The organism is Photorhabdus sp. P32 (assembly GCF_038085095.1).
Classification (GTDB): domain Bacteria; phylum Pseudomonadota; class Gammaproteobacteria; order Enterobacterales; family Enterobacteriaceae; genus Photorhabdus; species Photorhabdus luminescens.
Map to the genome: position 1 here is coordinate 121,435 of NZ_JAZGJN010000291.1, position 22,381 is coordinate 143,815.

23 protein-coding genes and 1 tRNA gene are annotated in these 22,381 nt (G+C 43.6%); 12 read left to right on the top strand and 12 right to left on the bottom strand.

Going from position 1 to position 22,381, the window contains the following annotated elements; all coding sequences use genetic code 11:
• Nucleotides 1-82: 82 nt before the first annotated feature.
• The 3 genes from idi to V2H77_RS21260 all read left to right on the top strand — a co-directional run bounded on the left by idi (nucleotide 83) and on the right by V2H77_RS21260 (nucleotide 2,101).
• A complete protein-coding gene (idi, locus tag V2H77_RS21250) occupies nucleotides 83-616 on the top strand; it encodes an isopentenyl-diphosphate Delta-isomerase (RefSeq protein ID WP_341500376.1) in 534 nt (177 codons plus the stop codon).
• Nucleotides 617-752: 136 nt separating this feature from the next.
• Nucleotides 753-1,697 (top strand): SAM-dependent methyltransferase, encoded by a 945-nt coding sequence (locus V2H77_RS21255; protein WP_341500377.1) that lies wholly within the window; start codon nucleotides 753-755, stop codon nucleotides 1,695-1,697.
• A gap of 206 nt (nucleotides 1,698-1,903) precedes the next feature.
• The gene (locus V2H77_RS21260) at nucleotides 1,904-2,101 is read left to right on the top strand and encodes a hypothetical protein (RefSeq protein WP_341500378.1); all 198 of its coding nucleotides are present in this window, start codon (nucleotides 1,904-1,906) and stop codon (nucleotides 2,099-2,101) included.
• A 255-nt stretch (nucleotides 2,102-2,356) separates the two neighbouring features.
• Here V2H77_RS21260 and V2H77_RS21265 read toward each other — a convergent pair whose 3' ends face one another.
• The gene (locus V2H77_RS21265) at nucleotides 2,357-2,569 is read right to left on the bottom strand and encodes a hypothetical protein (RefSeq protein ID WP_341500379.1); all 213 of its coding nucleotides are present in this window, start codon (nucleotides 2,567-2,569) and stop codon (nucleotides 2,357-2,359) included.
• 2 nt (nucleotides 2,570-2,571) lie between these two features.
• Between V2H77_RS21265 and dinQ (V2H77_RS23725) the strand changes: the two genes are divergently transcribed.
• Both dinQ (V2H77_RS23725) and dinQ (V2H77_RS23730) read left to right on the top strand, forming a co-directional pair.
• Nucleotides 2,572-2,643: a damage-inducible type I toxin DinQ gene (dinQ, locus tag V2H77_RS23725; protein WP_369293964.1), complete on the top strand. Its 72-nt coding sequence runs from the start codon at nucleotides 2,572-2,574 to the stop codon at nucleotides 2,641-2,643.
• Nucleotides 2,644-3,476: 833 nt separating this feature from the next.
• The gene (gene dinQ / locus V2H77_RS23730; protein WP_369293964.1) at nucleotides 3,477-3,548 is read left to right on the top strand and encodes a damage-inducible type I toxin DinQ; all 72 of its coding nucleotides are present in this window, start codon (nucleotides 3,477-3,479) and stop codon (nucleotides 3,546-3,548) included.
• A gap of 540 nt (nucleotides 3,549-4,088) precedes the next feature.
• Here the strand turns inward: dinQ (V2H77_RS23730) and V2H77_RS21270 are convergent.
• The 3 genes from V2H77_RS21270 to V2H77_RS21280 form a co-directional block, all read right to left on the bottom strand.
• Nucleotides 4,089-4,358, bottom strand: coding sequence for a helix-turn-helix domain-containing protein (locus V2H77_RS21270; protein WP_341500380.1), 270 nt, complete (start codon nucleotides 4,356-4,358; stop codon nucleotides 4,089-4,091).
• A gap of 420 nt (nucleotides 4,359-4,778) precedes the next feature.
• A complete protein-coding gene (nadS, locus tag V2H77_RS21275; RefSeq protein ID WP_341500381.1) occupies nucleotides 4,779-5,075 on the bottom strand; it encodes a NadS family protein in 297 nt (98 codons plus the stop codon).
• Between the two features lie 46 nt (nucleotides 5,076-5,121).
• On the bottom strand, nucleotides 5,122-5,445 hold the full coding sequence (locus tag V2H77_RS21280; RefSeq protein WP_341500382.1) for a type II toxin-antitoxin system RelE/ParE family toxin: 324 nt from the start codon (nucleotides 5,443-5,445) through the stop codon (nucleotides 5,122-5,124).
• Between the two features lie 368 nt (nucleotides 5,446-5,813).
• On the opposite strand from V2H77_RS21280, the gene V2H77_RS21285 reads away from it, so the two are divergent.
• Nucleotides 5,814-5,939, top strand: coding sequence for a BRO family protein (locus V2H77_RS21285; RefSeq protein WP_341500383.1), 126 nt, complete (start codon nucleotides 5,814-5,816; stop codon nucleotides 5,937-5,939).
• 598 nt (nucleotides 5,940-6,537) lie between these two features.
• On the opposite strand, the gene V2H77_RS21290 is transcribed toward V2H77_RS21285, so the two are convergent.
• The 5 genes from V2H77_RS21290 to V2H77_RS21310 form a co-directional block, all read right to left on the bottom strand.
• A tRNA-Ile gene (locus V2H77_RS21290) sits at nucleotides 6,538-6,614 on the bottom strand.
• 430 nt (nucleotides 6,615-7,044) lie between these two features.
• Nucleotides 7,045-8,889, bottom strand: coding sequence for an RNA polymerase sigma factor RpoD (gene rpoD / locus V2H77_RS21295; RefSeq protein WP_265379176.1), 1,845 nt, complete (start codon nucleotides 8,887-8,889; stop codon nucleotides 7,045-7,047).
• A gap of 170 nt (nucleotides 8,890-9,059) precedes the next feature.
• A complete protein-coding gene (dnaG, locus tag V2H77_RS21300) occupies nucleotides 9,060-10,802 on the bottom strand; it encodes a DNA primase (protein WP_341500384.1) in 1,743 nt (580 codons plus the stop codon).
• A 121-nt stretch (nucleotides 10,803-10,923) separates the two neighbouring features.
• Complete coding sequence (gene rpsU, locus V2H77_RS21305) at nucleotides 10,924-11,139, bottom strand: 30S ribosomal protein S21 (RefSeq protein WP_001144069.1); 216 nt, start codon at nucleotides 11,137-11,139, stop codon at nucleotides 10,924-10,926.
• A 12-nt stretch (nucleotides 11,140-11,151) separates the two neighbouring features.
• Entirely contained in the window at nucleotides 11,152-11,283 is a 132-nt protein-coding gene (locus tag V2H77_RS21310; protein WP_254921115.1) for a hypothetical protein, read from the bottom strand.
• A 150-nt stretch (nucleotides 11,284-11,433) separates the two neighbouring features.
• On the opposite strand from V2H77_RS21310, the gene tsaD reads away from it, so the two are divergent.
• The gene (gene tsaD / locus V2H77_RS21315; protein WP_341500385.1) at nucleotides 11,434-12,447 is read left to right on the top strand and encodes a tRNA (adenosine(37)-N6)-threonylcarbamoyltransferase complex transferase subunit TsaD; all 1,014 of its coding nucleotides are present in this window, start codon (nucleotides 11,434-11,436) and stop codon (nucleotides 12,445-12,447) included.
• Between the two features lie 80 nt (nucleotides 12,448-12,527).
• Here the strand turns inward: tsaD and plsY are convergent, their stop codons facing one another.
• On the bottom strand, nucleotides 12,528-13,175 hold the full coding sequence (plsY, locus tag V2H77_RS21320; protein WP_341500386.1) for a glycerol-3-phosphate 1-O-acyltransferase PlsY: 648 nt from the start codon (nucleotides 13,173-13,175) through the stop codon (nucleotides 12,528-12,530).
• A 106-nt stretch (nucleotides 13,176-13,281) separates the two neighbouring features.
• Between plsY and folB the strand changes: the two genes are divergently transcribed.
• Both folB and bacA read left to right on the top strand, forming a co-directional pair.
• A complete protein-coding gene (gene folB, locus V2H77_RS21325; protein ID WP_265379218.1) occupies nucleotides 13,282-13,632 on the top strand; it encodes a bifunctional dihydroneopterin aldolase/7,8-dihydroneopterin epimerase in 351 nt (116 codons plus the stop codon).
• A 176-nt stretch (nucleotides 13,633-13,808) separates the two neighbouring features.
• Complete coding sequence (gene bacA / locus V2H77_RS21330) at nucleotides 13,809-14,627, top strand: undecaprenyl-diphosphate phosphatase (RefSeq protein WP_341500387.1); 819 nt, start codon at nucleotides 13,809-13,811, stop codon at nucleotides 14,625-14,627.
• 64 nt (nucleotides 14,628-14,691) lie between these two features.
• Here the strand turns inward: bacA and V2H77_RS21335 are convergent, their stop codons facing one another.
• Together V2H77_RS21335 and V2H77_RS21340 are read right to left on the bottom strand one after the other, a co-directional pair.
• On the bottom strand, nucleotides 14,692-15,957 hold the full coding sequence (locus tag V2H77_RS21335) for a multifunctional CCA addition/repair protein (RefSeq protein WP_341500388.1): 1,266 nt from the start codon (nucleotides 15,955-15,957) through the stop codon (nucleotides 14,692-14,694).
• A 16-nt stretch (nucleotides 15,958-15,973) separates the two neighbouring features.
• On the bottom strand, nucleotides 15,974-16,594 hold the full coding sequence (locus V2H77_RS21340; protein ID WP_265379170.1) for a TIGR04211 family SH3 domain-containing protein: 621 nt from the start codon (nucleotides 16,592-16,594) through the stop codon (nucleotides 15,974-15,976).
• 262 nt (nucleotides 16,595-16,856) lie between these two features.
• On the opposite strand from V2H77_RS21340, the gene V2H77_RS21345 reads away from it, so the two are divergent.
• The 3 genes from V2H77_RS21345 to hldE all read left to right on the top strand — a co-directional run bounded on the left by V2H77_RS21345 (nucleotide 16,857) and on the right by hldE (nucleotide 22,182).
• Nucleotides 16,857-17,795 (top strand): CYTH domain-containing protein, encoded by a 939-nt coding sequence (locus V2H77_RS21345; protein ID WP_341500389.1) that lies wholly within the window; start codon nucleotides 16,857-16,859, stop codon nucleotides 17,793-17,795.
• A 32-nt stretch (nucleotides 17,796-17,827) separates the two neighbouring features.
• Nucleotides 17,828-20,671, top strand: a complete 2,844-nt coding sequence (glnE, locus tag V2H77_RS21350; protein ID WP_341500390.1) for a bifunctional [glutamate--ammonia ligase]-adenylyl-L-tyrosine phosphorylase/[glutamate--ammonia-ligase] adenylyltransferase — start codon at nucleotides 17,828-17,830, stop codon at nucleotides 20,669-20,671.
• An 86-nt stretch (nucleotides 20,672-20,757) separates the two neighbouring features.
• Nucleotides 20,758-22,182 carry a bifunctional D-glycero-beta-D-manno-heptose-7-phosphate kinase/D-glycero-beta-D-manno-heptose 1-phosphate adenylyltransferase HldE gene (gene hldE, locus V2H77_RS21355; protein ID WP_341500391.1) on the top strand — a complete coding sequence of 475 codons (1,425 nt, stop codon included), beginning with the start codon at nucleotides 20,758-20,760 and terminating at the stop codon, nucleotides 22,180-22,182.
• Nucleotides 22,183-22,381: the final 199 nt, after the last annotated feature.

The window sequence follows — 22,381 nt, forward strand, 5'->3', positions numbered from 1 at the left end:
ACTTGCAGAATATGGATTATATTTTATTGTTAAGTAAGTTTTATGGTTTTATGTTATTCAATACACACAAAGGCTATTAATAATGGATGAAATACTTGTTCTTGTTGATAAATATGACAATCCCATTGGCTCAGCGGGAAAAGCTGATATTCATCGGAAGGGTATGTTACATCGGGCCTTTTCTATCTTTATTTTTGATAATGAAGGAAATTTACTCCTACAGAAGCGAGCTGCAACCAAATATCATTCAGAGGGACTTTGGACTAATAGCTGTTGTGGTCACCCCAGGGTTGGTGAAGCTTTGGAAGACGCCGCGCACCGGCGTCTTGGCGAAGAGATGGGTTTTGATTGCCCATTGAAAAAGGTTTCGTCATTTATTTATCATGCGAGACTGCCTAATGATTTGATTGAATACGAATATGATCATGTTTTTATCGGGCGGTTTGATAAAGAACCGATAATTAACTCCGATGAGGTGTCCGATTACAAATGGGTTAATTCACTGAAATTGAGGGAGCTAATTAATAATACCCCTGATGTGTATACGGTTTGGTTCAAAAAAATCATTGATGGCCTTTCGTATCAAGATATTGAGGAGTGGCAAAGACAGATCTGATAATAGTGTAATTTATTAGTAGCCACGGCATTGAATTAATTAGATATGAATATTTTATTGAGATTTACCAAGACGCCGCAAATCCTGACAACTTAGGGGGGCGACGCTTTTAAAGACTTTTAATAAGGAAAAGCTCATGAGTAGCTTTAATAATGTGTTTTGCACTGATGTTGAGCCTGTCCCGCCCTATCACATCATCCGAGGGGAAACTACCAACGATTACGAAGGTAAAGTGATACAAGCTTATTGCGAAGATCCAGAACGCTGGCGTAAGGTGATTGGTGATACGCTGTTATTCCAGTTTGGTGTTTACGATGATCCAGCTTCAAAACCGCCAATTTCATTGGATGAGTCAGGTATTCGTTATTTTGATCGTCAATTGCTTTTAGCTGGTTTGGAAACAAAAGTTGAGCGACCAGCGGTTCGACGTGTCTTAGATGTTGGTTGTGGTTGGGGTTATATCCTGAAATATTTGGCTGAGCGTTTTCCTGAATGCAAACGTTTGGATGGCGTAAATATCAGCGAGCAGCAGTTGCGGTATTGTGCTGAATTTCACGCACAACATGGACTTTCTGAGCGTATCAATCTGTATCTGTGCAATGCACAGGATATTGATCGCTTACCTGATCCACAAGAGCTTTATGATCTGGTGATTATCCGTGGTGTCATTTCGCATTTTCCGAATTCGTTGTATGAAAAGGCCATGAATGGATTGTTCAAACGGATGAGCGCTGGTGGTCAGGTGATTATTTCTGACAACCTCTATAATGTGGCGTTGGATAGCTATAAATCGGATATTCCTGACATCATTGATCGCTTAGCTTGTGCTAACCGAAAAACACCTGGCTATTTCAGACAAGTGTTGGAAGAAAGTGGCTTTATTATCAAAGATATGAGGGTGTTGCCATCTAATATTGATGTTGTGCATTGGTTGTTGGATGTTAAGGCCAATATCGAACGAAGCTTTCCTGAAGGTGTTAGTGGTCCTCTGGAAGAGTTGAGAGTACTGGCTGAAAACTTTTCGGTAGCTCTGGTGAAAAACTATGCATCGACTTATAGTGTTATTGCACAGAAAAATTAGCAAACAGCTTTGTTTTCTTGGGTTAAGAGTAAAGCTGTTAAGAAAATCTTTGTCGCCGTTTTGTTGTTACTGACCGTTGGAAATGGAAAAGCCACTTTTTGCGGAGTAGCCTCATCAGATCGCGCTAGCATTGATGACGCGATAGAAATCGCCAACTGAAAATGAAAAGTTTTCAATAAATTTCAGTTTTTGGGCCTTACACATCTGTGGTTTGGGTGGGCAGCCAGCAAATCAACGTCATGACCTTGATGTTAGAGACGCTGGATGTGGTTAAGGAATTAGTTGAACTGACCGCCGCGCATACGCACGACAACACAGGCACGCCAGAGAACGCCAGCGCAATAAGGAATACGGCCTATAAATCGGCCGGGTTGAAACAGAAATATTTGCCGGTGATTGGGTGAATATCATGCCATTTGTGTTAGATTTTTACGCTATGCTATAGGTTGATAACACCTTTTTTAAGGTGTAGACTGATTGTGTTAGCAGGAGAATGTCGCGCTAAAACCGAGGCTACCAATCTCGTATAGCACAAAGACAAACCGCCCTATCCAAGGGTAAAAATAAAAAACCAACCTCACCAGTTGGTTTTTTATTTTTATCTACTCATCGTTTTAATTGATTGAATCATCTGAAAATAAACCTATAATCAACGGCTGTTAGTTTGGGGTAGCGTTCTGGCTTGTGTATCTCTGACGCAAGTTTTCGTAAGTCCTGGCTGAGTACAGGTGGTGCTGATTCAGTGCCTCGGCCAGAGCGCGATATTCTCCTGCTAACACAGATGAAGGCCAGCCGGACAGGCAGCGTAAAGGCAATGGCTGGTTAAGTCGTGCTCCTAACTGGAGCAAACGGGTGAAAGCAGGTGAAAGCATTTATTGACACTGCTATCATCGTTCTCAAAGCGTTAATCGCGCTTTTAGAGCTGATCCGTGCATTTCTGAAATAAATAACGGAAACGTAGCTAAGGCCATCGGGGTAACCTCCCGGCGGCCTTTAACATTTACCGCTTTTGATCAAGCCGCTGTGCTTTATAATTTTTACCCTTCATAAAAAGCAACCAGATGTATGTAGCGTCATTCATCAACCTACTAAGCTACTCTTGTTTAAGTGGCCTAATATACTGATCTAACAGTTTAAACTTGGTAATCCCTACTGGAAACCCGTGCTTAAGCGATTATTGCTCCGGTAGTATGGGATTAGTTGAGCTGACCGCCGCGCATACGCACCACAACACAGGATCGCCGGAGAATGCCAGTGCCATTAGGAACATAGTCTATAAATCGGAGGGGAGGAAACAGAAATATTTGTCAGTGATTGGTTAACTTTTAATCTTCTTGTTTTGTTTGTTTTATAGTCATGTTATAGGTTGATATTTCCGGTTCTAGGCATTAGAATTCTTATGTTAGTTGAAGTGGATCGCGCTCGGGCTGAGGCTACCAACCCGGTTAAGAGTACAAAAATAGAGGTCCTGCTTTAAAGATAAAAACAAAAAACCAGCCTCACCAGCTGGTTTTTTGTTTTTATCTATCTATTAATTCATTGAATCATATCTAAATAAACTTATAATCAACGGCTGTTAGTTGAGGAGCGTTTTGGCCTGTGTATCTCTTACGCAAGTTTTCGTAAGTCCTGGCTGAATACAGGTGGTGCTGATTCAGAGCCTCGGTCGGAGCGCGATCCACTTCAACTAACATTGATGAGAACCGGCCGGACAGGCAATGTAAAGGCAATGGCTGGTTAAGTCGTGCTCTTAACAGGAGCAAACGGGTGAAAGCATTTATTGATACTGCTATCATCGTTCTCAAAGCGTTAATCGCGCTTTTAGAGCTGATCCGTGCATTTCTGAAATAGATAACGGAAACGTAGCTAAGGCCATCGGGGTAACCTCCCGGTGGCCTTTAACATTTACCGCTTTTGATCAAGCCGCTGTGCTTTATAATTTCTACCCTTCATAAAAAGCAACCAGATGCATGTAGCGTCATTCATTCATAAACCTGCTAAGCTACTCTTGTTTAAGTAGCCCAATATACTGATCTAACAGCTTAAATTTGGTAATCCCTACTGGAAACCCGTGCTCAAGCGATTATTGCTCCGGTAGCATGGGAGGATAGCTAGCAGATTAGTGTAGTTTACCGTGAGTCATATACGTAATAACACTGGAACGCCTTTTTAAATGCGGTATCAATCAACGCTGCGGGTTCGTATTCTGATGGTCTGAAACACAATTATCTCGCCCACAACATACGGGCTTTTTTACACCTTCATAGAGCTTGAATACAATTCTGATATTAAAGAATGGGCAATGAGTGTAATAAGAAACTGATAATTCAGAGTACTGTATTAGTTTAATGGTTTAAACGTTGTCGTTACTTTTTCGGATATAGAAATAACTTATGTGATATCAGAATTGTTTGGTAAATCATTTCGAACAGTTCGTTTGATAGGCAGCTCATTTTCATCAAAATACCGACTAGGCCATATCTCAGCAGGGGTTACACCAATTTCCTGAGCGATCAACAATTCCCCTTTAGGCCAGGGTCGCGTTAAAGCATTGGCTAATGTTGAAGAGTTTAAACCGTGCTCTCTGGACAATGATGCCAGCGTCTTATTTTTCTTACGTATCGCAGCGATAATATCGGCGGTATGCCAGTCTTTTTTCATATTCCTGCTTACCTCTTTGGTGGTGGCGATTCAAACAGGGTTCGCAGTACCGGAGAACATCCAATTCGACGAGGCTATAGCCTCCTCTGCCTGCACGTTTTGGATCAAAAAATTTTTTCAGTTTTAAAATCCTACGAATCGAACGGCCAAACCGTGCCAGCACTGGCATTGTGAGAGAAGCAGCAAACTGAAATGATTGAAAAGATTTTCAGGAAATTCCAGTTTTTGGATCAAAAGAGGATCACGGAAAAACATTCAATGCATTGATATTAAATAAAAAATTATATTTTGCGTAAAAAATAAAATCACGATGGAAAGCCGTGCTTTATCATAGAAATCAGATAGAGCGCGGCTTTACAGGATATACAGAACTGAAATTATTTTCTCCTTTTGCATTACGACAAGGAGAAAATGAAAGTATTAAAGTGTGCTTAATTCATTAATAAGCGCAGGATTACGTTCAAGCATCTTAAGTAGTTTCAGTGATGAACCAGAAGGAATGCGGCGGTGTTGTTCCCAGCTTTGAATTAGGGATGCAGAAACGCCAACAGCTTCAGCAAATTCACTTTGCTTTAACCCAAAGGTTTCGCGTAGGTTTTTTACATCAGGCAGACGATGGCGATGAATATTTTCAGCAGGAACAGAAAGCTCTCCTTTTTCAATCGCTACCATCTGATTCATGCTTTCAACCAGATCGTCAAAAAGTTTTTTGTCCATAGTTTCTCCACTGTATGAACATTACCGCGTATCTACGCGGCGTTGATTATTGCAATTTACTACTGATGGCTTTAAGTACTTCTTTTTCTTTTGGGGTTAAGTCATCTTTTTTATTTTTAGGGTAAATCAAAAGGAGATAGAGCCTTCCAGTTTTGGTTATGGTGTAGTAGATAATTCTTACTCCGCCACGTTTCCCTATTCTTTCTCGCTGCCAACGAATCTTTTTACATCCTCCAGTAGCGCTGATGGTACTACCCTGTTCGTGATTCTTTAGTAAGTGCTCCTGTAATAGCCTAAATTCATCATCGGTTAACAGTTCTGCTCGTTCCCTACTAAATACGGGAGTTTCGATAAAGACCAGATACTCCATAAAAAACATCCTTGCCTATAGATGGAAATATGGTATTCGTACACGGTACGATAATCAAGATCAAATCGTACTGGGGACTAGATCCTAATGCACATGGAAAATTGTAGTTGACCTCCCGTTCTAGGCGCGAGGACTCAAAACCTCTTACAAGCGGATACAGCCAACCCCGTCAGTGTTGGATTTTTTATGCTTAAATTTTAATGGTAGCTATTTGGCTATCATCTTTCCCCGATTCAATGTCGGGAGGGCGACTAATATAACTCCCGTAAGGGGAATACGTCCGCGGTGCTTGCAGCCGTTTTGAGCCTCCCGACGCCATATACTTACATGGCGCTTCAAACTCTCAAAGAAAATGCAAGGAGTCAGTAATGGCTAGTCTATCCGTAACACCATTCATTTTTGAAAATCAGCAAGTACGTACATTAGTTAAAAATGGCGATCCTTGGTTTGTTGCTGAGGATATTTGTAATGTCTTAAATCTGAGCAATCCGTAAGGCATTAGATGAAGAAGAACGGTATAAGTTAAACTTAGGGCGTCAAGGTAAGGTCAACATTATCAATGAATCAGGAATGTATACTTTGATGCTCCGTTGTCGTGACGCTAACGGCACTACACCGCACCCGCCTGCACGTTTTGGATCAAAAAATTTTTTCAGTTTTAAAATCCTACAAGTCAAACTGCCAAACCGCACCAGAACTGGCGGTGTGAGAGAAATCACAAACTGAAAGGTTTGAAAAGATTTTCAGGAAATTTCAGTTTTTGGATCAAGAGCGGATCACAGAGATAAATTCAATATCATGATAATAAAGAGAAAATTCTATTTTACGTGAGAAGTAAGATCACATAGTAAGGCTACAACGAGCAGTAATGACAAGGTCTTGCAGTCATTTGGAAACTGAAATTAATAGAATTGGTAAATTTATTTTTACTGCCTGAAATTTTTTTTATTTGGCTCCATTGCGAGTAGAAATAAGGCACAAAAAAGAATAGGAGCGGAGACCGTTCGAAAATCTCGTGCGACACTTTGCTATAGGCATAAAAAAACCACTCGTTGTTGAGTGGTCTATCTATCTGTTTTCACAGATAAAATCTGGTGGCCCCTACTGGACTTGAACCAGTGACCAAGCGATTATGAGTCGCCTGCTCTGACCAACTGAGCTAAGGGGCCGTTGGATGGGAGGGATTATACGTACAGTTTTGCTCGCGGTCTAGCTTTGTAAATCTATATGATCGTTTTATGTGCAAAATTGCATTTTTAGTCAGTAGTGAGAATAGGGAGCGATATATACTAGTTGTTTTTATAGCCCATTTGACGTTTTTATCCGTCACCTGGATTTATTTTTTATAAGCATTTTTGCGTCATCTGGTTATATTATTATTCCGATGAAGGTCTATTTTATACGTGATTATTTTAATGATAATCATATCCCTTTCATTTCTCTTTAATCATCAAATGGAAAACACTTTTTTATTTATCGTCTGGAGAGAATATTAATTAAGCTATATATCAGAAGAGTTTGTAATGAGATTTCCGATATAAAAGACAAAAGCGTCTACCGGAGCAGACGCTTTTCAGTCAGAATGAATAAAATTTCTGATTATTCATCAAGGAAGCTACGTAGAACTTCGGAACGGCTTGGATGACGCAGTTTACGTAGTGCTTTCGCCTCGATCTGGCGGATACGTTCACGGGTAACGTCAAACTGTTTACCGACTTCTTCCAACGTATGGTCAGTATTCATATCAATACCAAAACGCATACGCAGTACTTTTGCTTCACGCGCGGTCAAGCCCGCTAAAACATCGTGGGTTGCTGAACGCAGGCTTTCTGAGGTTGCAGAATCCAGAGGCAGTTCCAGCGTAGTATCTTCAATAAAATCACCTAAATGTGAATCTTCATCATCACCAATTGGCGTTTCCATTGAGATAGGCTCTTTGGCGATTTTCAGTACTTTACGGATCTTATCTTCCGGCATTAACATACGTTCTGCCAGCTCTTCCGGTGTTGGTTCGCGCCCCATTTCCTGCAACATTTGGCGGGAAATACGATTGAGTTTGTTGATTGTCTCAATCATATGAACGGGTATACGAATGGTACGAGCTTGGTCGGCAATTGAACGTGTAATTGCCTGACGTATCCACCACGTAGCGTAAGTTGAGAACTTATAACCACGACGATATTCAAATTTATCAACCGCTTTCATCAGGCCGATGTTGCCTTCCTGGATCAGATCCAAGAATTGCAGGCCACGGTTGGTGTATTTTTTGGCAATTGAAATAACCAAACGTAAGTTGGCTTCAACCATCTCTTTTTTCGCTCGGCGGGCTTTTGCTTCACCGATGGACATGCGACGGTTGATATCTTTCACTTGTTCAATGGTTAAACCAGTTTCTTCCTCAATCTGACGAAGTTTTTGCAGGCTGCGCTGTACTTCTTCTTCCACCTCAAGTAGTTTTTCAGACCACGGTTTGTTCATTGCTTTTGCAGCAGTAAACCAAATGTCGCTGGTTTCATTGCCGGAGAACAAAGTGATGAAGTTCTTTTTCGGCATTTTGCACTGTTCAACACACATTTTCATGATTTGGCGTTCTTGAAGACGAACGCGATCCATCATAGAACGCATGTTATTGACCAGATAGTCAAACTGCTTTGGTACCAGACGGAACTGTTTGAAAACTTCTGAAAGTTTTAAAATCTCGGCCGCAGTATTTGGATGGTTGCGACCGTTTTCCTTTATTTCCTGACGGGTGATGTCATACTGTTGTCGCAGTTCTTGGAATTTCTGGCGCGCTAATTCTGGATCGATGCTGTTGTCATCATCACCATCGTCATCACTGTCTTCATCATCATCGTCTTCGTCATCATCAAGTTCTTCCTGTGGAAGCTCAGAACCAACGTGAGTGGCAGTAGGCGCAAGTTCTTCTTCTGCGTTCGGGTCAACGAAACCAGTGATAAGATCTGACAGGCGAGCCTCACCTGCTTCCACACGGTCATATTGTTCCAGTAAATAGGTGATTGCTTCAGGGTATTCAGCAACAGAGCACTGTACCTGATTGATGCCATCTTCAATGCGTTTAGCAATGTCAATTTCACCTTCCCGGGTCAATAACTCAACGGTACCCATTTCACGCATGTACATACGTACCGGGTCGGTGGTGCGACCGATTTCAGATTCAACACTAGACAGGACTTGCGCAGCAGCTTCCACAGCGTCTTCATCTGTGTCGTTAGCGGTTTCTGCTAGCATCAGATCATCGGCATCAGGTGCTTCTTCCATTACCTGAATGCCCATGTCATTGATCATCTGGATGATATCTTCGATCTGATCGGAATCGACGATATCTTCCGGCAGATGGTCATTGACCTCAGCATAGGTCAGATAGCCTTGCTCCTTACCACGGGTGACAAGTAGCTTTAGCTGTGACTGCGGGTTTTGCTCCATAAGACGGTATCCACACTTCAGAGTATTTGGGTTGGTGTCGGTCGGCGAAACTAATCTGCCAACAATAACTTTTAAGGGCGTTTTCGTTATATTGCCGCTGCCCACTTATAGCGGCAAAATGTAGGGTTATTTCCCTACCTAATGCGGCATTTAAGCCGTGAATTCAGTGTTTACTTTCTGGCACGGGATTCGTTAATCAAGCGAACTTCTTCGCGCTCTTCCGGTGTCAGGCCTTCGGTTCTTGCCCTGGCGATAAGAATGTTTAAACGTTCTTCTAACGCTGAATCAACGAGATGATCCAATGCGTCACGAAATGTATTTTCTGCTATTTCTTCTACTTGTATATCGTTCCATGTAGCTAATTTTTCAAGTTGTTTACTAAATTTATTATCACGATATTGCTCTAGCAGTTGTCCAGTTGTCAGCCCTGGCTGAGTAAGACAAACCTCCACAAGCTCCATAAATAACGGTAAGCCTGCGATTTTGGCCTGCATAATTCCCTGTAGGGGAACTAAAGCGGCTAAGTGTGGGTTTTGTACCAACAGTCCTATAAGTATACGCATAGTTGTCGGTTTTAGCTGCGGCATCTGATAATTATTCCCACTTTCCAGACGCTGCGGTAATAAACGCTCCAACTGTACTGCATCAGGAATGCCTATCATATTGCCAAGTTCTTGTCTCATATAGAGACGCAAAGTTTCTCCAGGAATCTGGTTAATCAATGGAACAGAAAGTGAACTGAGCTTTGTTTTGCCTTCAGGATTACTCAAGTCAACTTGCGGCAGTAATGATTCGAACAGAAATTCAGACAATGTATGAGACTGTTCCGTTCTTTGTTCAAATGCTTTTCGGCCTTCCTTACGGACTAGTGAATCAGGATCTTCGCCATCAGGCAAAAACATAAAACGTAACTGCCTACCATCATTCAGATAAGGTAGCGCTGTTTCCAATGCTCGCCATGCTGCATCACGCCCGGCTCTGTCGCCATCGTAACAGCAGATGACGTTATCAGTAGCGCGGAAAAGTAATTGAATATGTTCCGATGTAGTGGAAGTACCTAGTGAGGCAACAGCATAATCAATACCAAACTGCGCCAGTGCTACCACATCCATATAACCTTCAACCACTAATAACCGTGAAAGGTCACTGTGATTTTGTTGTGCTTCATAGAGGCCGTATAGCTGACGGCCTTTATGGAAAATTTCAGTCTCTGGTGAGTTGAGATATTTTGGGAGCGCATCTCCCAAAACACGTCCACCAAAGGCAATCACGCGCCCTCTGCGGTCACGGATTGGAAACATTATTCGTTCGCGGAAGCGGTCATAGGTACGGCCATTATCATTTGCGACCAACATCCCTGCGTCATTTAACTGTCGACGATCTTCCGCATTATGGGCAAACCGCTTCAAGGTGTTATCCCAACCAGCGGGGGCGAAACCAATCGAGAAACGGTGAATAATTTCTTCACTAAGCCCCCGTTGAACCAGATATTGCCGGGCTGGTTGTGCAGCGGAGGTATTTAATGCATTTTGATAGAAGCTGTTGAGCTTATCCATCAGTTGATAAAGATTTTGTCTTTGGTGACGTTCTATCTGACTGCTGCCGGAACCTGCTTCATAAGGGACTTCCAGGCCATGCATAGAAGCCAATTCTTCGATGGATTCGACAAATTCTAGTCTGTCGTAATTCATCAGAAAATCGATGGCGTTACCGTGAGCGCCGCAACCAAAACAATGATAAAACTGTTTATCGCCATTAACCGTAAACGAGGGTGTCTTTTCGTTATGAAACGGACAGCACGCGTGGTGATTTTTACCTTGCTTTTTAAGCGGCACACGAACATCGATCAGATCGATGATATCGGTACGAGCTAATAAATCATTGATAAATGCGCGCGGAATTCGTCCAGCCATAAGCCCTTTTTACGCCTGTTGATGAACGACAATAAGCCGCGCTCCCTTTCGGAAAGCACGGCCTTTATCTGCAACTACTGTTGTCTGCAAATTCAATCACTATGCGGATCAACCGCAAGGATTAGTACAGACGAGTGCGGCGTGCGTTTTCACGAGCCAGCTTCTTAGCGTGACGTTTTACAGCAGAAGCTTTAGCGCGTTTACGTTCAGTCGTTGGTTTTTCATAGAATTCACGACGGCGAACTTCTGCTAATACACCTGCTTTTTCGCAGGAACGCTTAAAGCGACGCAATGCTACGTCGAATGGCTCGTTTTCACGTACTTTAATTACCGGCATGTGCCTCTCACCTCAATAGAAATCGGTCTTGCTGGCGTGGGATGCCAGCCATCTTAAAATGGTGCGGAATTTTACTTCAATGAACACGGCTTTGTAAAGCGCCGCAGCAAATTGAAACAACAACATCACGACGGCGATCTGCAAATCAGTTCCGTAATATTGACGATAACCACACAGGAGTTTTACGTAGGAGGGTGATTATAGACTAAACAGCCAAAATAGTCAGCATGTAAGCCGCGCAAATTATCTTATTAATGATAAACTGGCCCTCTTCCGTGGAATATAGGTAGTGTAATGCGAGTTTTAGGTATAGAAACGTCCTGCGATGAAACCGGGATCGCAATTTATGACGACAAAGCCGGTTTATTGGCAAATCAATTATACAGTCAGATTAAACTGCATGCTGATTACGGTGGAGTCGTGCCTGAATTGGCTTCACGTGACCATATCCGCAAAACAGTACCCTTGATTCAAGCTGCTTTGAAAGAGGCTGGATTAACCCGTAAAGATATTGATGCGGTGGCTTATACAGCAGGTCCTGGTTTGGTTGGCGCGTTGCTGGTGGGGGCGACGATTGGCCGTTCTCTGGCGTTTGCCTGGGATGTTCCTGCGATTCCTGTTCATCATATGGAAGGGCATTTACTCGCTCCGATGTTGGAAGATAACAGTCCTGAATTCCCATTTGTGGCTCTGCTGGTGTCTGGTGGTCATACACAGCTCATTAGTGTAACGGGTATTGGTAAGTATGAGCTGCTTGGTGAATCAATAGATGATGCCGCTGGTGAAGCGTTTGATAAAACAGCTAAGCTACTGGGATTGGATTATCCCGGGGGGCCGGTCCTCTCCAGGATGGCTCAAAAAGGAGAAGCTGGGCGTTTTGTATTTCCTCGCCCGATGACAGATCGTCCTGGGCTGGATTTCAGTTTTTCAGGATTGAAAACTTTTGCTTCCAATACTATTCGTAGCAACAGCGATGATGAGCAGACCAGAGCGGATATTGCCCGTGCTTTTGAAGATGCGGTAGTTGATACATTAGCGATTAAATGCAAAAGAGCGCTTGAACAGACCGGATTCAAGCGATTGGTAATGGCTGGTGGTGTCAGCGCCAACCGAACATTGCGCACCAAGATGGAAGAGGTCATGGCAAAATTGGGTGGCGAAGTATTTTATGCGCGCCCTGAATTCTGTACAGATAATGGCGCCATGATTGCGCTTGCCGGCATGATTCGCCTAAAAGGGGAGGTGAGTGACTCACTTGGCGTGACAGTCAAAGCCCGCTGGCCATTGTCGGAATTACCCGCATTATAAATCTTCTTAATATAATAAAAATAAAAGACCAGTAACTCAATGAGTTGCTGGTTTTTATCCGATTCTATTATAAATCTTCTTTATCTTTGCTCTTTTTCTGTTTGGTTTTTTTCTTTTTCGGTCATCTCTTTTTTCTTTTTGAATTTGTTCCAAATACGACTTTCCTGGCCGCGCCACAGACGCTGGATATTATCATGGTGACGTAGTAACACCAGACAGCAGAGCATGGCGACGGGGAAAGTAAATTCAGGTTTAAACCACCAGACATAGAACGGCGCTATCAAGGCACTGATAATTGCCCCTAAAGAGGAATAGCCGCTTAGTAATATAGTTAGCAGCCAGGTACCCATCATCAAACCTGTTAGATCCCAACCGATTACCGCGATAGCTCCAAAAGCAGTTGCGACACCCTTACCGCCTTTAAATTGGAAAAAGATCGGGTAAATATGACCGAGACAAGCTGCCATTGCTGTAATCCCTAAATAGAAAGGGGGAACATAGAGTTGATAAGCCAACCAGACCGGGATCATCCCTTTTAGAACATCACAAATTAGTACTATTGCCGCGGTACTGCGGCCGCCAATTCGCAGTACATTTGTCGCTCCTGGGTTGCCTGAGCCATGTTGACGAGGATCAGGTAGCCCAGCCAGACGGCAAATAAGTATTGCGCTGGAGATTGAACCGCAAAGATACGCGAAGATGATCATACTAAGCGCGATAGCACTCATAATGTCTCCCCAATAATAATGGTCGTTTTCTTAGCCTAGTCATGGATAATACGCATATTTAGTCGGAAGTGGTATCCGACAAATTGAAAAACAGGAAAATGACGTGATGGATATCGTATTTATTGAGGAGTTAGTCGTTATTACTACAATTGGTGTTTACGACTGGGAACAGACCATTAAACAGAAGTTAGTGTTCGATATCGAAATGGGATGGGATAATGAACGTGCATCTTCCAGTGATGATGTCGAATATTGTCTGGATTATGCCAAAGTTAGCGAATCGATCATCAATCATGTAGAAAATCAGAATTTTGCTCTGGTTGAAAGAGTGGCTGAAGAGGTAGCGGCTCTGCTGTTAAAACGTTTTAATTCGCCGTGGGTACGGATAAAAGTCAGTAAACCGGGTGCTGTCGCGCAGGCTCGTCAAGTTGGTGTTATTATTGAAAGAAAAAAATAATCTGATCAGTAGTGAATTCGGCTGCCATATTATTGTCATTGTTCTTACATAGACTGGCATGCAGTGGTGCCAGGCTTGATAATTATGTCAATTGATTAATGACAATGGGAATAATGGTAGCTGAATTTATTCCATGCTACTTGTTTCGGATATTTATTTATGGGCGATCTTTCTATATGACTGACCTTTCTACCTTGTTTCATGCAGCTATTCTTGGTGTTGTTGAAGGGCTAACTGAATTTCTTCCTGTTTCCTCTACCGGCCATATGATTATCGTTGGCCATATGTTGGGATTTACCGGCGATAAAGCTGAAACATTTGAAGTTATTATCCAGCTAGGATCTATCCTTGCTGTGGTAGCGGTGTTTTGGCGTCGTTTGTTTGGGCTCATTGGCATCCACTTTGGTGAAGTTCCCCACGAAGGTAAAACCAATGGCAAACTGAAATTGAGCCATATTATTTTGGCAATGTTACCTGCGGTAACGCTTGGGTTGTTATTCCACGATGTCATCAAGTCGTTGTTTAATCCACAAAGTGTGATGTACGCTTTGGTTATTGGTGGTGTGTTGCTGATCACAGCAGAAATCTTGAAACCTAGAACACCGAGAGCAGAAGGGCTGGATGATATTACTTATCGTCAGGCTTTTATGATTGGCTGTTTTCAGTGTCTGGCGCTGTGGCCGGGATTTTCCCGTTCAGGCGCGACAATTTCTGGTGGAATGCTGATGGGAGTTAATCGTTATACTGCATCAGAATTCTCGTTTATTCTGGCTGTACCGATGATGATGGGGGCAAGTGGATTAGATTTATATAAGAGCCTGCACTTTTTGAGCGCTTCTGATATCCCAATGTTTGCTGTTGGTTTTATTACTGCATTTGTTGTCGCGTTAGTCGCCATTAAAACTTTTCTGGCATTGATTAAGCGTATATCTTTTATCCCATTTGCTATCTACCGCTTTATTGTGGCTGCTGCTGTTTACTGGGTATTTATGTAGTGAATGGTTCCCCTGATATCAATTTAATTCGAATATTGCCCAATGTTTGATATCAGGGGATGTTTCAGGTAACAGTATTGTTTTGAACTGTATTGCCTTGAACTATATTGTCTTGTTGTTTCCATTCCGCCAATGCGTGCTGACGTTGACGTCGTAACTCATGACCAATGTCAGCACCGCGTAATCCACTGTCTACAATGTTTTTCACTTGCACCTGACTAGCAACTTTGAATGCCTGTCGCAGATAATCACCTTGTGGATATGGCGTATCTTCAAAACCAGTACGACCCCGTGCATCGGCTTCACTGATGGTAATCAAGTGTTCTATTCGTTGAGGTTTACGCCATGCATCAACGGCATCAAACAACTTAAGTAATGTTTTTGGCCGCAGTTGAGCGACGGTATGCACTAAATCATGATATTGAGCAGCCAGTTTTGCCAAATCACGGGCGGAATTAGGAACGCGCAGACGTTGGCACAATTGAGCAACTAACCTAACGCCGGCTGGCCCATGTCCATAATGGTGAGGCCACTGTTCTGGCGGAGTCAGCCCTTTACCAAGATCATGGCATAGAGCAGCAAAACGGCTATCGACTTCATCTGTTAATTCAGTCGCTACTTTCAGCACCATTAACGTATGAATACCGGTATCAATCTCAGGATGCCACTTCTCTGGCGCGGGAACGCCAAACAAATTATCAATTTCAGGAAACAATACTGCCAATGCGCCACAATCACGTAAAACCTGAAAAAAGACCTGAGGGGAATGGGTGGTAAGCGCTTTTTCGGTCTCTTTCCAGACACGTTCTGGTGTGAGTGCTGATAGCTCGCCGTTAATTGCCATATTTGACATTAATGCCTGTGTTTCTGGCGCGATGGTAAACCCTAAATGGGCGAAACGAGCGGCGAAACGAGCCACTCGTAATACCCTTAGCGGATCTTCAAAGAAAGCATCAGAAACATGGCGTAGGATGCGATTGTTTAAATCATCAACACCATGATAAGGATCGACAAGTTCACCTGCGGGGGTTTGAGCGATCGCATTAATTGTCAGATCACGGCGCTGCAAATCGTCTTCCAGTGTGACATCTGACGCAGCATAGCAAGTAAAACCTGTATATCCCTGGCCGGATTTTCTCTCGGTGCGTGCCAGTGCATACTCTTCGTGGGTTTTGGGATGCAGGAACACTGGAAAATCTTTGCCAACTTGCTGATATCCTTGGGATAGCAATTCTTCTGGCGTTCCACCCACAACCACCCAATCCCGCTCGTTCACAGGAAAATTTAGCAGGCGATCACGTACTGCGCCGCCAACCAGATAGACTTTCACCTAATATGTTCCTTTATCAGCTCATCCAACGGTCATTACGCTTACGGCGTGGAATCATATGTGGCAGTAATAGCCCAAAGATTAAACCAGCGCCTGCAACACCACCACCGTACATAAACCATTGCAGAATGATATTGCGTTGTTTGTCATCAAGTTGCAGATTTGCGGCATCAAGCTTTTTTTCTGCCACCGTCAGTTTGTTTTTCAACTTCTCATTCTCTTTTTTCAACTCTGTAATAATGTTACTGCTATTGGCAACCTTCAGTTGCATATCGGCAGTGCGCTGATTCCAGTTATTGTCTATATTGGCTAACTTATCCGTCAATGTTTTCACTTCCTGTTCTAGCTCCGGGAGGCGGGTGCGCAGGCTAGGTTTATTACTAAGCTGGTTAACTGGCAGCCAGACAAGACGGCCTTTATCATCTTTGACTTGAGCGTAATTACTATCGCGATTGATGCTTATCAATGTGACTTCATCACCGGCATTCAGTGTGCCGGCAATACGATACTGGTTACCCGGCCCGGCGTGTGTGTAGGTAGATAACTCATCAGATACATAGCGCTTTCCTTCCGCATGGGTAGTGAGCGAAAAGCTGAGGCTTATTAGCGCCGTAAGAAGTAAATGTAGTTTTCGCATTGTGATTTCAACTGTTCTTTATCTATGGTGAGTTTAGAATTTGATAGTAAAGAGTTAAGTTTGCTAGAGCAATCGGTAAACCAAAATGACACTTTTCTAATCGATTGAATACAAGGCTTGTTGTCTGTTGAACGAAACATTTCCTGCTAATTACTATCATAACTTACAAGAAAGGGAAATTTTAATTTTCTTCTTACTCATCGTGGAAAAAAGCTAAATCAGGGTAAGATGAAAGGCAAAGATTGTCATCAATGGTGCAGATATGAGTGTAGAAATCGAATTAAAACTTATCGCCAGACCACAAGCTATTCCTGCAATTCGTCAGCAGTTACTGTTATTTCCTCATCACTATTTTTCTCCCCAAAAGTTGACCAATATCTATTTTGAAACGCCGGATAACCAACTGCGCGGTCTTGATATGGGGTTGCGGGTCCGTGGTTTTGATGACCAGTATGAGATGACGATCAAAACAGCCGGTAAAGTGGTTGGAGGTTTGCATCAGCGACCAGAATATAACGTGCCATTGGCAAAGCCGGAATTGGCATTGACTCTGTTTCCACCGCACATCTGGCCTGACAACTGTGATGTGGAAGCGTTGCAATCTCGCTTAAATGCGTTATTCAGTACTGACTTTATGCGTGAGAAGTGGATGGTAACTTATGGACAAAGTGAGATTGAAGTGGTGCTTGATCAGGGAGAAATTATTGCAACCAATCGCAAGGAGCCAATTTGTGAGTTTGAACTGGAGTTAAAGCAAGGAACTATAGCCGATGTATTAGCATTGGCGATTGAGTTGGCAAAATCAAACGGCTTGCGGCAAGAAAATAAAAGTAAAGCGGCCCGTGGTTATCAGTTAGCGCAGGGGAAAACGAAAGCAGCTTTACTTTCAACTCAGGTAGAAATTGATATGCAGCAGTCATTACCTTCGGTACTCACGTCAATGTTAACTCATTGGCAAGAACAAGAGGAGCGTTGGTTGTCCGGTTTATCGGATGGTCGGGGTGGTTTAAAACAAGTACTGACTTTGATTCAGCAGACGATCGAATATTCTAGTGAGCCAGAACCGTTGAATAACCAATTAGTTGCTATCAACCAGAAATTATTGGATACGGAAACAGAAGCTGAAACGCTATGTTATAACGCGCTCTATTTGCAATGTAAGTTGGCGCTGACTATGTGGCTAATAAATCTATGTGGTTAAAAATCTCTCCGATTAAATAACAGGAATTCTCTATGTTGCCACTTTCAACTCCGCTTCTGGCTCAGTTACAACGTGTGACTGAACATTTTCAGCAACTGACTTTGAATATTGAGCCGTTTGCTGCTCATGAACAGGTCATATTGTCACTGAGTGATTTTGTTGTTGAAAACTTGCAAACTCATCCTGAATGGTTAGCCGAGATCCGTCAACATCCACCTGGAGCGCAGGAGTGGCATCAATATGCTGAATGGTTGCAACAGTTACTTGCATCAGTAGAGGATGAAAATACCCTGATGCGGGTTTTACGTCAGTTTCGTAATAAGATTTTGGTGAGAATAGCTTGGTTGCAGGCACTGTATAGCATTACGACGCAGGAGACGCTGCAACAACTCAGTATGTTAGCTGAAACGTTGATTATTGCGGCGCGTGACTGGTTATATCAGCGTTGTTGTCAGGATTGGGGAACCCCTTGCAATGAGCAGGGCGAACCACAACCGCTGTTAATTCTCGGTATGGGAAAACTCGGTGGTGGCGAGCTGAATTTCTCTTCTGATATTGATCTGATTTTTGTCTATCCTGAAAACGGTCTTACCCAAGGCGGCTGGCGTGAAATGGATAACGCTCAGTTTTTTACCCGTTTGGGGCAGCGTCTTATCAAAGTGCTCGATCAGCAAACTGCGGATGGTTTTGTGTATCGGGTGGATATGCGTTTGCGTCCGTTCGGTGATAGTGGCCCATTGGTGTTCAGCTTTGTTGCATTGGAAGATTACTATCAAGAGCAAGGGCGTGATTGGGAACGTTATGCGATGGTGAAAGCGCGGATTATGGGTTCGGGCAACCAAGCGTATGGTGAAGAGCTACGCCGAATGTTGAGACCGTTTATCTTTCGCCGTTACATTGATTTCAGTGTGATTCGATCCCTGAGAAATATGAAGGGCATGATAGAACGGGAAGTGCGTCGACGTGGCTTGAAAGACAATATCAAACTGGGTGCTGGTGGTATCCGTGAAATAGAGTTTATCGCCCAAGTGTTTCAACTGATTCGTGGTGGGCGTGAACTGTGTTTGCAATCTCAGGCGTTGTTGCCGACTCTGCAAATAATAGCGCAGTTGGCGCTTTTGCAACCATTGCAGGTGAAACAACTTGCTGATGGTTACCTCTTTTTGCGGCGGTTAGAGAATCTTTTACAGTCAATTAACGATCAGCAAACTCAGACTTTGCCAGAAGATGAATTGAATCGTTCACGACTGGCGTGGGGCATGGGATTTGAAAGTTGGGATGCTTTAATAATTGAATTGAGCAACAAGATGGGCGCTGTTCGGGCTATTTTTACGCAATTAATTGGCGATGACAGTGATAATGGTGAAGAGGAACCTGATCATGTGCCATTTAAAAGTCTGTGGCTGGAAAATCTCGAAAAAGAAGAGTTAATTGTACTCGCTCCGCACTTAGATGGGCTGGTTGCACAGCAGATATTGCATGTCATTTCTGTGTTCCGTCATGACGTGGGCAAGAGAACCATTGGCCCTCGTGGGCGTGATGTACTCGATCACTTGATGCCACGTCTGTTGGCAAAAGTCTGTTTGCGACAAGATGTCAATATAGTGTTGGAGAGGATTACTCCGCTGTTGTTAAGTATCGTCAGCCGTACAACTTACCTGGAACTGATATTGGAATCAGAAGCTGTACTGACGCATGTTATCCGGCTGTGTGCAGCTTCACCGATGATCGCGACTCAGCTTGCCTGTCATCCATTGTTGCTGGATGAACTGCTTGATCCACAATTTCTGTATGAACCTTTGCCACTGAATGCCTATAAGGATGAATTGCGACAATATTTGTTGCGGATACCTGAAGATGATGAAGAGCAGCAATTAGAGGCTCTCCGCCAGTTTAAGCAGGCGCAATTACTAAGAATTGCGGCGGAGGATATTACTGGCGTGTTGCCGGTGATGAAAGTCAGTGATCATCTCACTTATTTGGCAGAAGCGATTATTGAAGCAGTCGTTCAACAGGCGTGGGGCCAAATGGCAAAACGTTATGGTGTTCCATCACATCTGAGCCAGCGGCAGGGATTGGGATTTGCTGTGATTGGTTATGGCAAATTGGGCGGTTGGGAATTGGGTTACGGCTCTGATCTTGATTTAGTTTTCCTGCTTGATTGCCCGATGGATGTGATGACCGATGGCGATCGATCGATTGATGCCCGGCAATTTTATTTGCGTCTGGCCCAACGGATTATGCACTTGTTCAGTGCTCGAACTTCCTCTGGTGTGTTGTATGACGTGGATGTCCGCCTGCGTCCTTCTGGCGAATCCGGCATGTTAGTCAGTACCGTTGAAGCATTTGCTGATTATCAGCAAAATCAAGCGTGGACTTGGGAACATCAGGCATTGGTTCGCGCCCGTATGGTATTTGGTGATGAAAACTTGCATCGGGATTTTGAGCGGATACGCCATCAGACGTTATGTACACGACGAGACCCCGCTGTGTTACGCCAGCAGGTAAGGGAAATGCGGGAAAAGATGCATAAACATTTAGGCAGTCACCGTTCAGATCAATTTGATATTAAAGCTGATCCGGGAGGTATCACAGATATCGAATTTATCGCTCAATATCTGGTGCTTCGTTACGCGGCTGAAAATGAGCGTTTGGTGTATTGGTCGGATAATGTGCGGATTTTTGGATTAATGGCGAACTATGGAATTATGGACGAAGATGAAGCCGCCGCATTAACACAGGCTTACGTTTCTATGCGCGATGAACTACATCATCTGGCGTTACAGGCGCTTTCCAGTCAGGTATCACCCCATTGTTTCAGCCAACAGCAGGAATTGATACATCATAGCTGGCAACAGTGGTTGGGGGAACAATAACGGGTTTTATCGGTTTGGTGTAGGGATCTTACGGGCGTATGATAATATTTGGCACTCATTTGATATCTAATATTTGGAGCAAGGGAATGAAAATGACACTCCCTGATTTTCACTGTGCAGAAGTTTTAGTCGTCGGTGATGTTATGTTAGACCGCTATTGGTATGGACCAACCAGCCGGATTTCACCGGAAGCGCCGGTGCCTGTAGTAAAAGTCAATACTATTGAGGAACGTCCGGGAGGCGCTGCTAACGTTGCTATGAATATTGCGGCTCTTGGGGCGAATTCACATTTAATCGGTTTGACTGGGATTGATGACGCGGCACATGCGCTGAGTGAGAAACTGAGCAGTGTTAAGGTGCGTTGTGATTTTGTTTCTGTGCCGACACATCCGACAATTACCAAACTGAGGGTGCTTTCCCGTAACCAGCAGTTAATTCGCTTAGATTTTGAAGAAGGTTTCGATAACGTCGATGCGCAGCCGATATTTGAGCGGATTGAACAGGCATTACCCCATATCGGGGCATTAGTTTTATCTGACTACGCTAAAGGTGCGCTGAGTCAGGTTCAGAACATGATCAAACTGGCGAATGCTGCCAAAGTCCCGGTATTAATCGATCCGAAAGGCAATGATTTTGAGCGTTATCGTGGCGCAACTTTGTTAACGCCGAATCTGTCTGAATTTGAAGCAGTAGTGGGGCACTGTAAAGATGACAATGAATTGGTTGAGAAAGGGACTCGGCTAGTTAACGATTTGGAACTTAAGGCATTACTGATCACCCGTTCTGAACAGGGAATGAGTTTGTTGAGTGTTGATCAGCCGCCGTTGCATTTGCCTACGCAGGCGCAGGAAGTGTTTGATGTGACGGGTGCTGGCGATACAGTTATTGGTGTATTGGCAACGGCGATTGCGGCTGGAAAGCCATTGCATGAAGCCTGTTTCTTGGCGAATGCTGCTGCGGGCGTGGTCGTTGGTAAATTGGGAACGTCGACGGTTTCGCCGATTGAATTGGAGAATGCTATCCGTGGTCGTGCTGAAACGGGTTTCGGAATGATGACCGAATTTCAGCTTAAACAGGCTGTTACTGATGCGCGTCAACGTGGTGAAAGGATTGTGATGACCAATGGCTGTTTTGACATTCTGCATGCAGGCCATGTTTCTTATCTGGAAAACGCGCGTAAACTGGGTGATCGGTTAATTGTTGCTGTTAACAGTGATGCATCAACTAAACGGCTGAAAGGCGAGAGCCGCCCTGTTAATCCATTAGAACAACGAATGGTTGTGTTATCTGCTCTGGGCGCTGTGGATTGGGTTGTGCCGTTTGAAGAGGATACGCCACAGCGATTGATTGCGGATGTTTTGCCGGATGTATTGGTAAAAGGCGGAGATTATAAACCGGAAGAGATTGCTGGCAGTGAAGAAGTTTGGGCAGCGGGTGGAGAAGTTAAAGTGCTGAACTTTGAAGATGGTATTTCAACAACCAATATCATCAAGGTGATTAAAAATCAGTAAATAATGCTTTAGTTTGTCATTGGAAACAGCTGGAAGATATTACTGAATTGAACGCTGTAGATTATTTATACCCGTCATCTTTCAAGTTGCCTCTTTGTTGGCTGCACTCACTCACCCCGGTCACATAGTTATCTATGCTCCCGGGGATTCGCTCCCTTGCCGTCGCGATGCATCTTGAAATCCATAGGGTATATTTGAT

What these genes read in the sequence shown, in the direction of transcription:
- rpsU (WP_001144069.1), bottom strand. Translation starts at nt 11,139, where the DNA reads ATGCCGGTAATTAAAGTACGTGAAAACGAGCCATTCGACGTAGCATTG.
- rpoD (WP_265379176.1), bottom strand. Translation starts at nt 8,889, where the DNA reads ATGGAGCAAAACCCGCAGTCACAGCTAAAGCTACTTGTCACCCGTGGT.
- dnaG (WP_341500384.1), bottom strand. Translation starts at nt 10,802, where the DNA reads ATGGCTGGACGAATTCCGCGCGCATTTATCAATGATTTATTAGCTCGT.
- V2H77_RS21285 (WP_341500383.1), top strand. Translation starts at nt 5,814, where the DNA reads ATGGCTAGTCTATCCGTAACACCATTCATTTTTGAAAATCAGCAAGTA.
- V2H77_RS21270 (WP_341500380.1), bottom strand. Translation starts at nt 4,358, where the DNA reads ATGAAAAAAGACTGGCATACCGCCGATATTATCGCTGCGATACGTAAG.
- tsaD (WP_341500385.1), top strand. Translation starts at nt 11,434, where the DNA reads ATGCGAGTTTTAGGTATAGAAACGTCCTGCGATGAAACCGGGATCGCA.
- hldE (WP_341500391.1), top strand. Translation starts at nt 20,758, where the DNA reads ATGAAAATGACACTCCCTGATTTTCACTGTGCAGAAGTTTTAGTCGTC.
- bacA (WP_341500387.1), top strand. Translation starts at nt 13,809, where the DNA reads ATGACTGACCTTTCTACCTTGTTTCATGCAGCTATTCTTGGTGTTGTT.
- idi (WP_341500376.1), top strand. Translation starts at nt 83, where the DNA reads ATGGATGAAATACTTGTTCTTGTTGATAAATATGACAATCCCATTGGC.
- V2H77_RS21345 (WP_341500389.1), top strand. Translation starts at nt 16,857, where the DNA reads ATGAGTGTAGAAATCGAATTAAAACTTATCGCCAGACCACAAGCTATT.
- folB (WP_265379218.1), top strand. Translation starts at nt 13,282, where the DNA reads ATGGATATCGTATTTATTGAGGAGTTAGTCGTTATTACTACAATTGGT.
- V2H77_RS21265 (WP_341500379.1), bottom strand. Translation starts at nt 2,569, where the DNA reads ATGCTTTCACCTGCTTTCACCCGTTTGCTCCAGTTAGGAGCACGACTT.
- plsY (WP_341500386.1), bottom strand. Translation starts at nt 13,175, where the DNA reads ATGAGTGCTATCGCGCTTAGTATGATCATCTTCGCGTATCTTTGCGGT.
- glnE (WP_341500390.1), top strand. Translation starts at nt 17,828, where the DNA reads ATGTTGCCACTTTCAACTCCGCTTCTGGCTCAGTTACAACGTGTGACT.
- nadS (WP_341500381.1), bottom strand. Translation starts at nt 5,075, where the DNA reads ATGGACAAAAAACTTTTTGACGATCTGGTTGAAAGCATGAATCAGATG.
- V2H77_RS21340 (WP_265379170.1), bottom strand. Translation starts at nt 16,594, where the DNA reads ATGCGAAAACTACATTTACTTCTTACGGCGCTAATAAGCCTCAGCTTT.
- V2H77_RS21280 (WP_341500382.1), bottom strand. Translation starts at nt 5,445, where the DNA reads ATGGAGTATCTGGTCTTTATCGAAACTCCCGTATTTAGTAGGGAACGA.
- V2H77_RS21255 (WP_341500377.1), top strand. Translation starts at nt 753, where the DNA reads ATGAGTAGCTTTAATAATGTGTTTTGCACTGATGTTGAGCCTGTCCCG.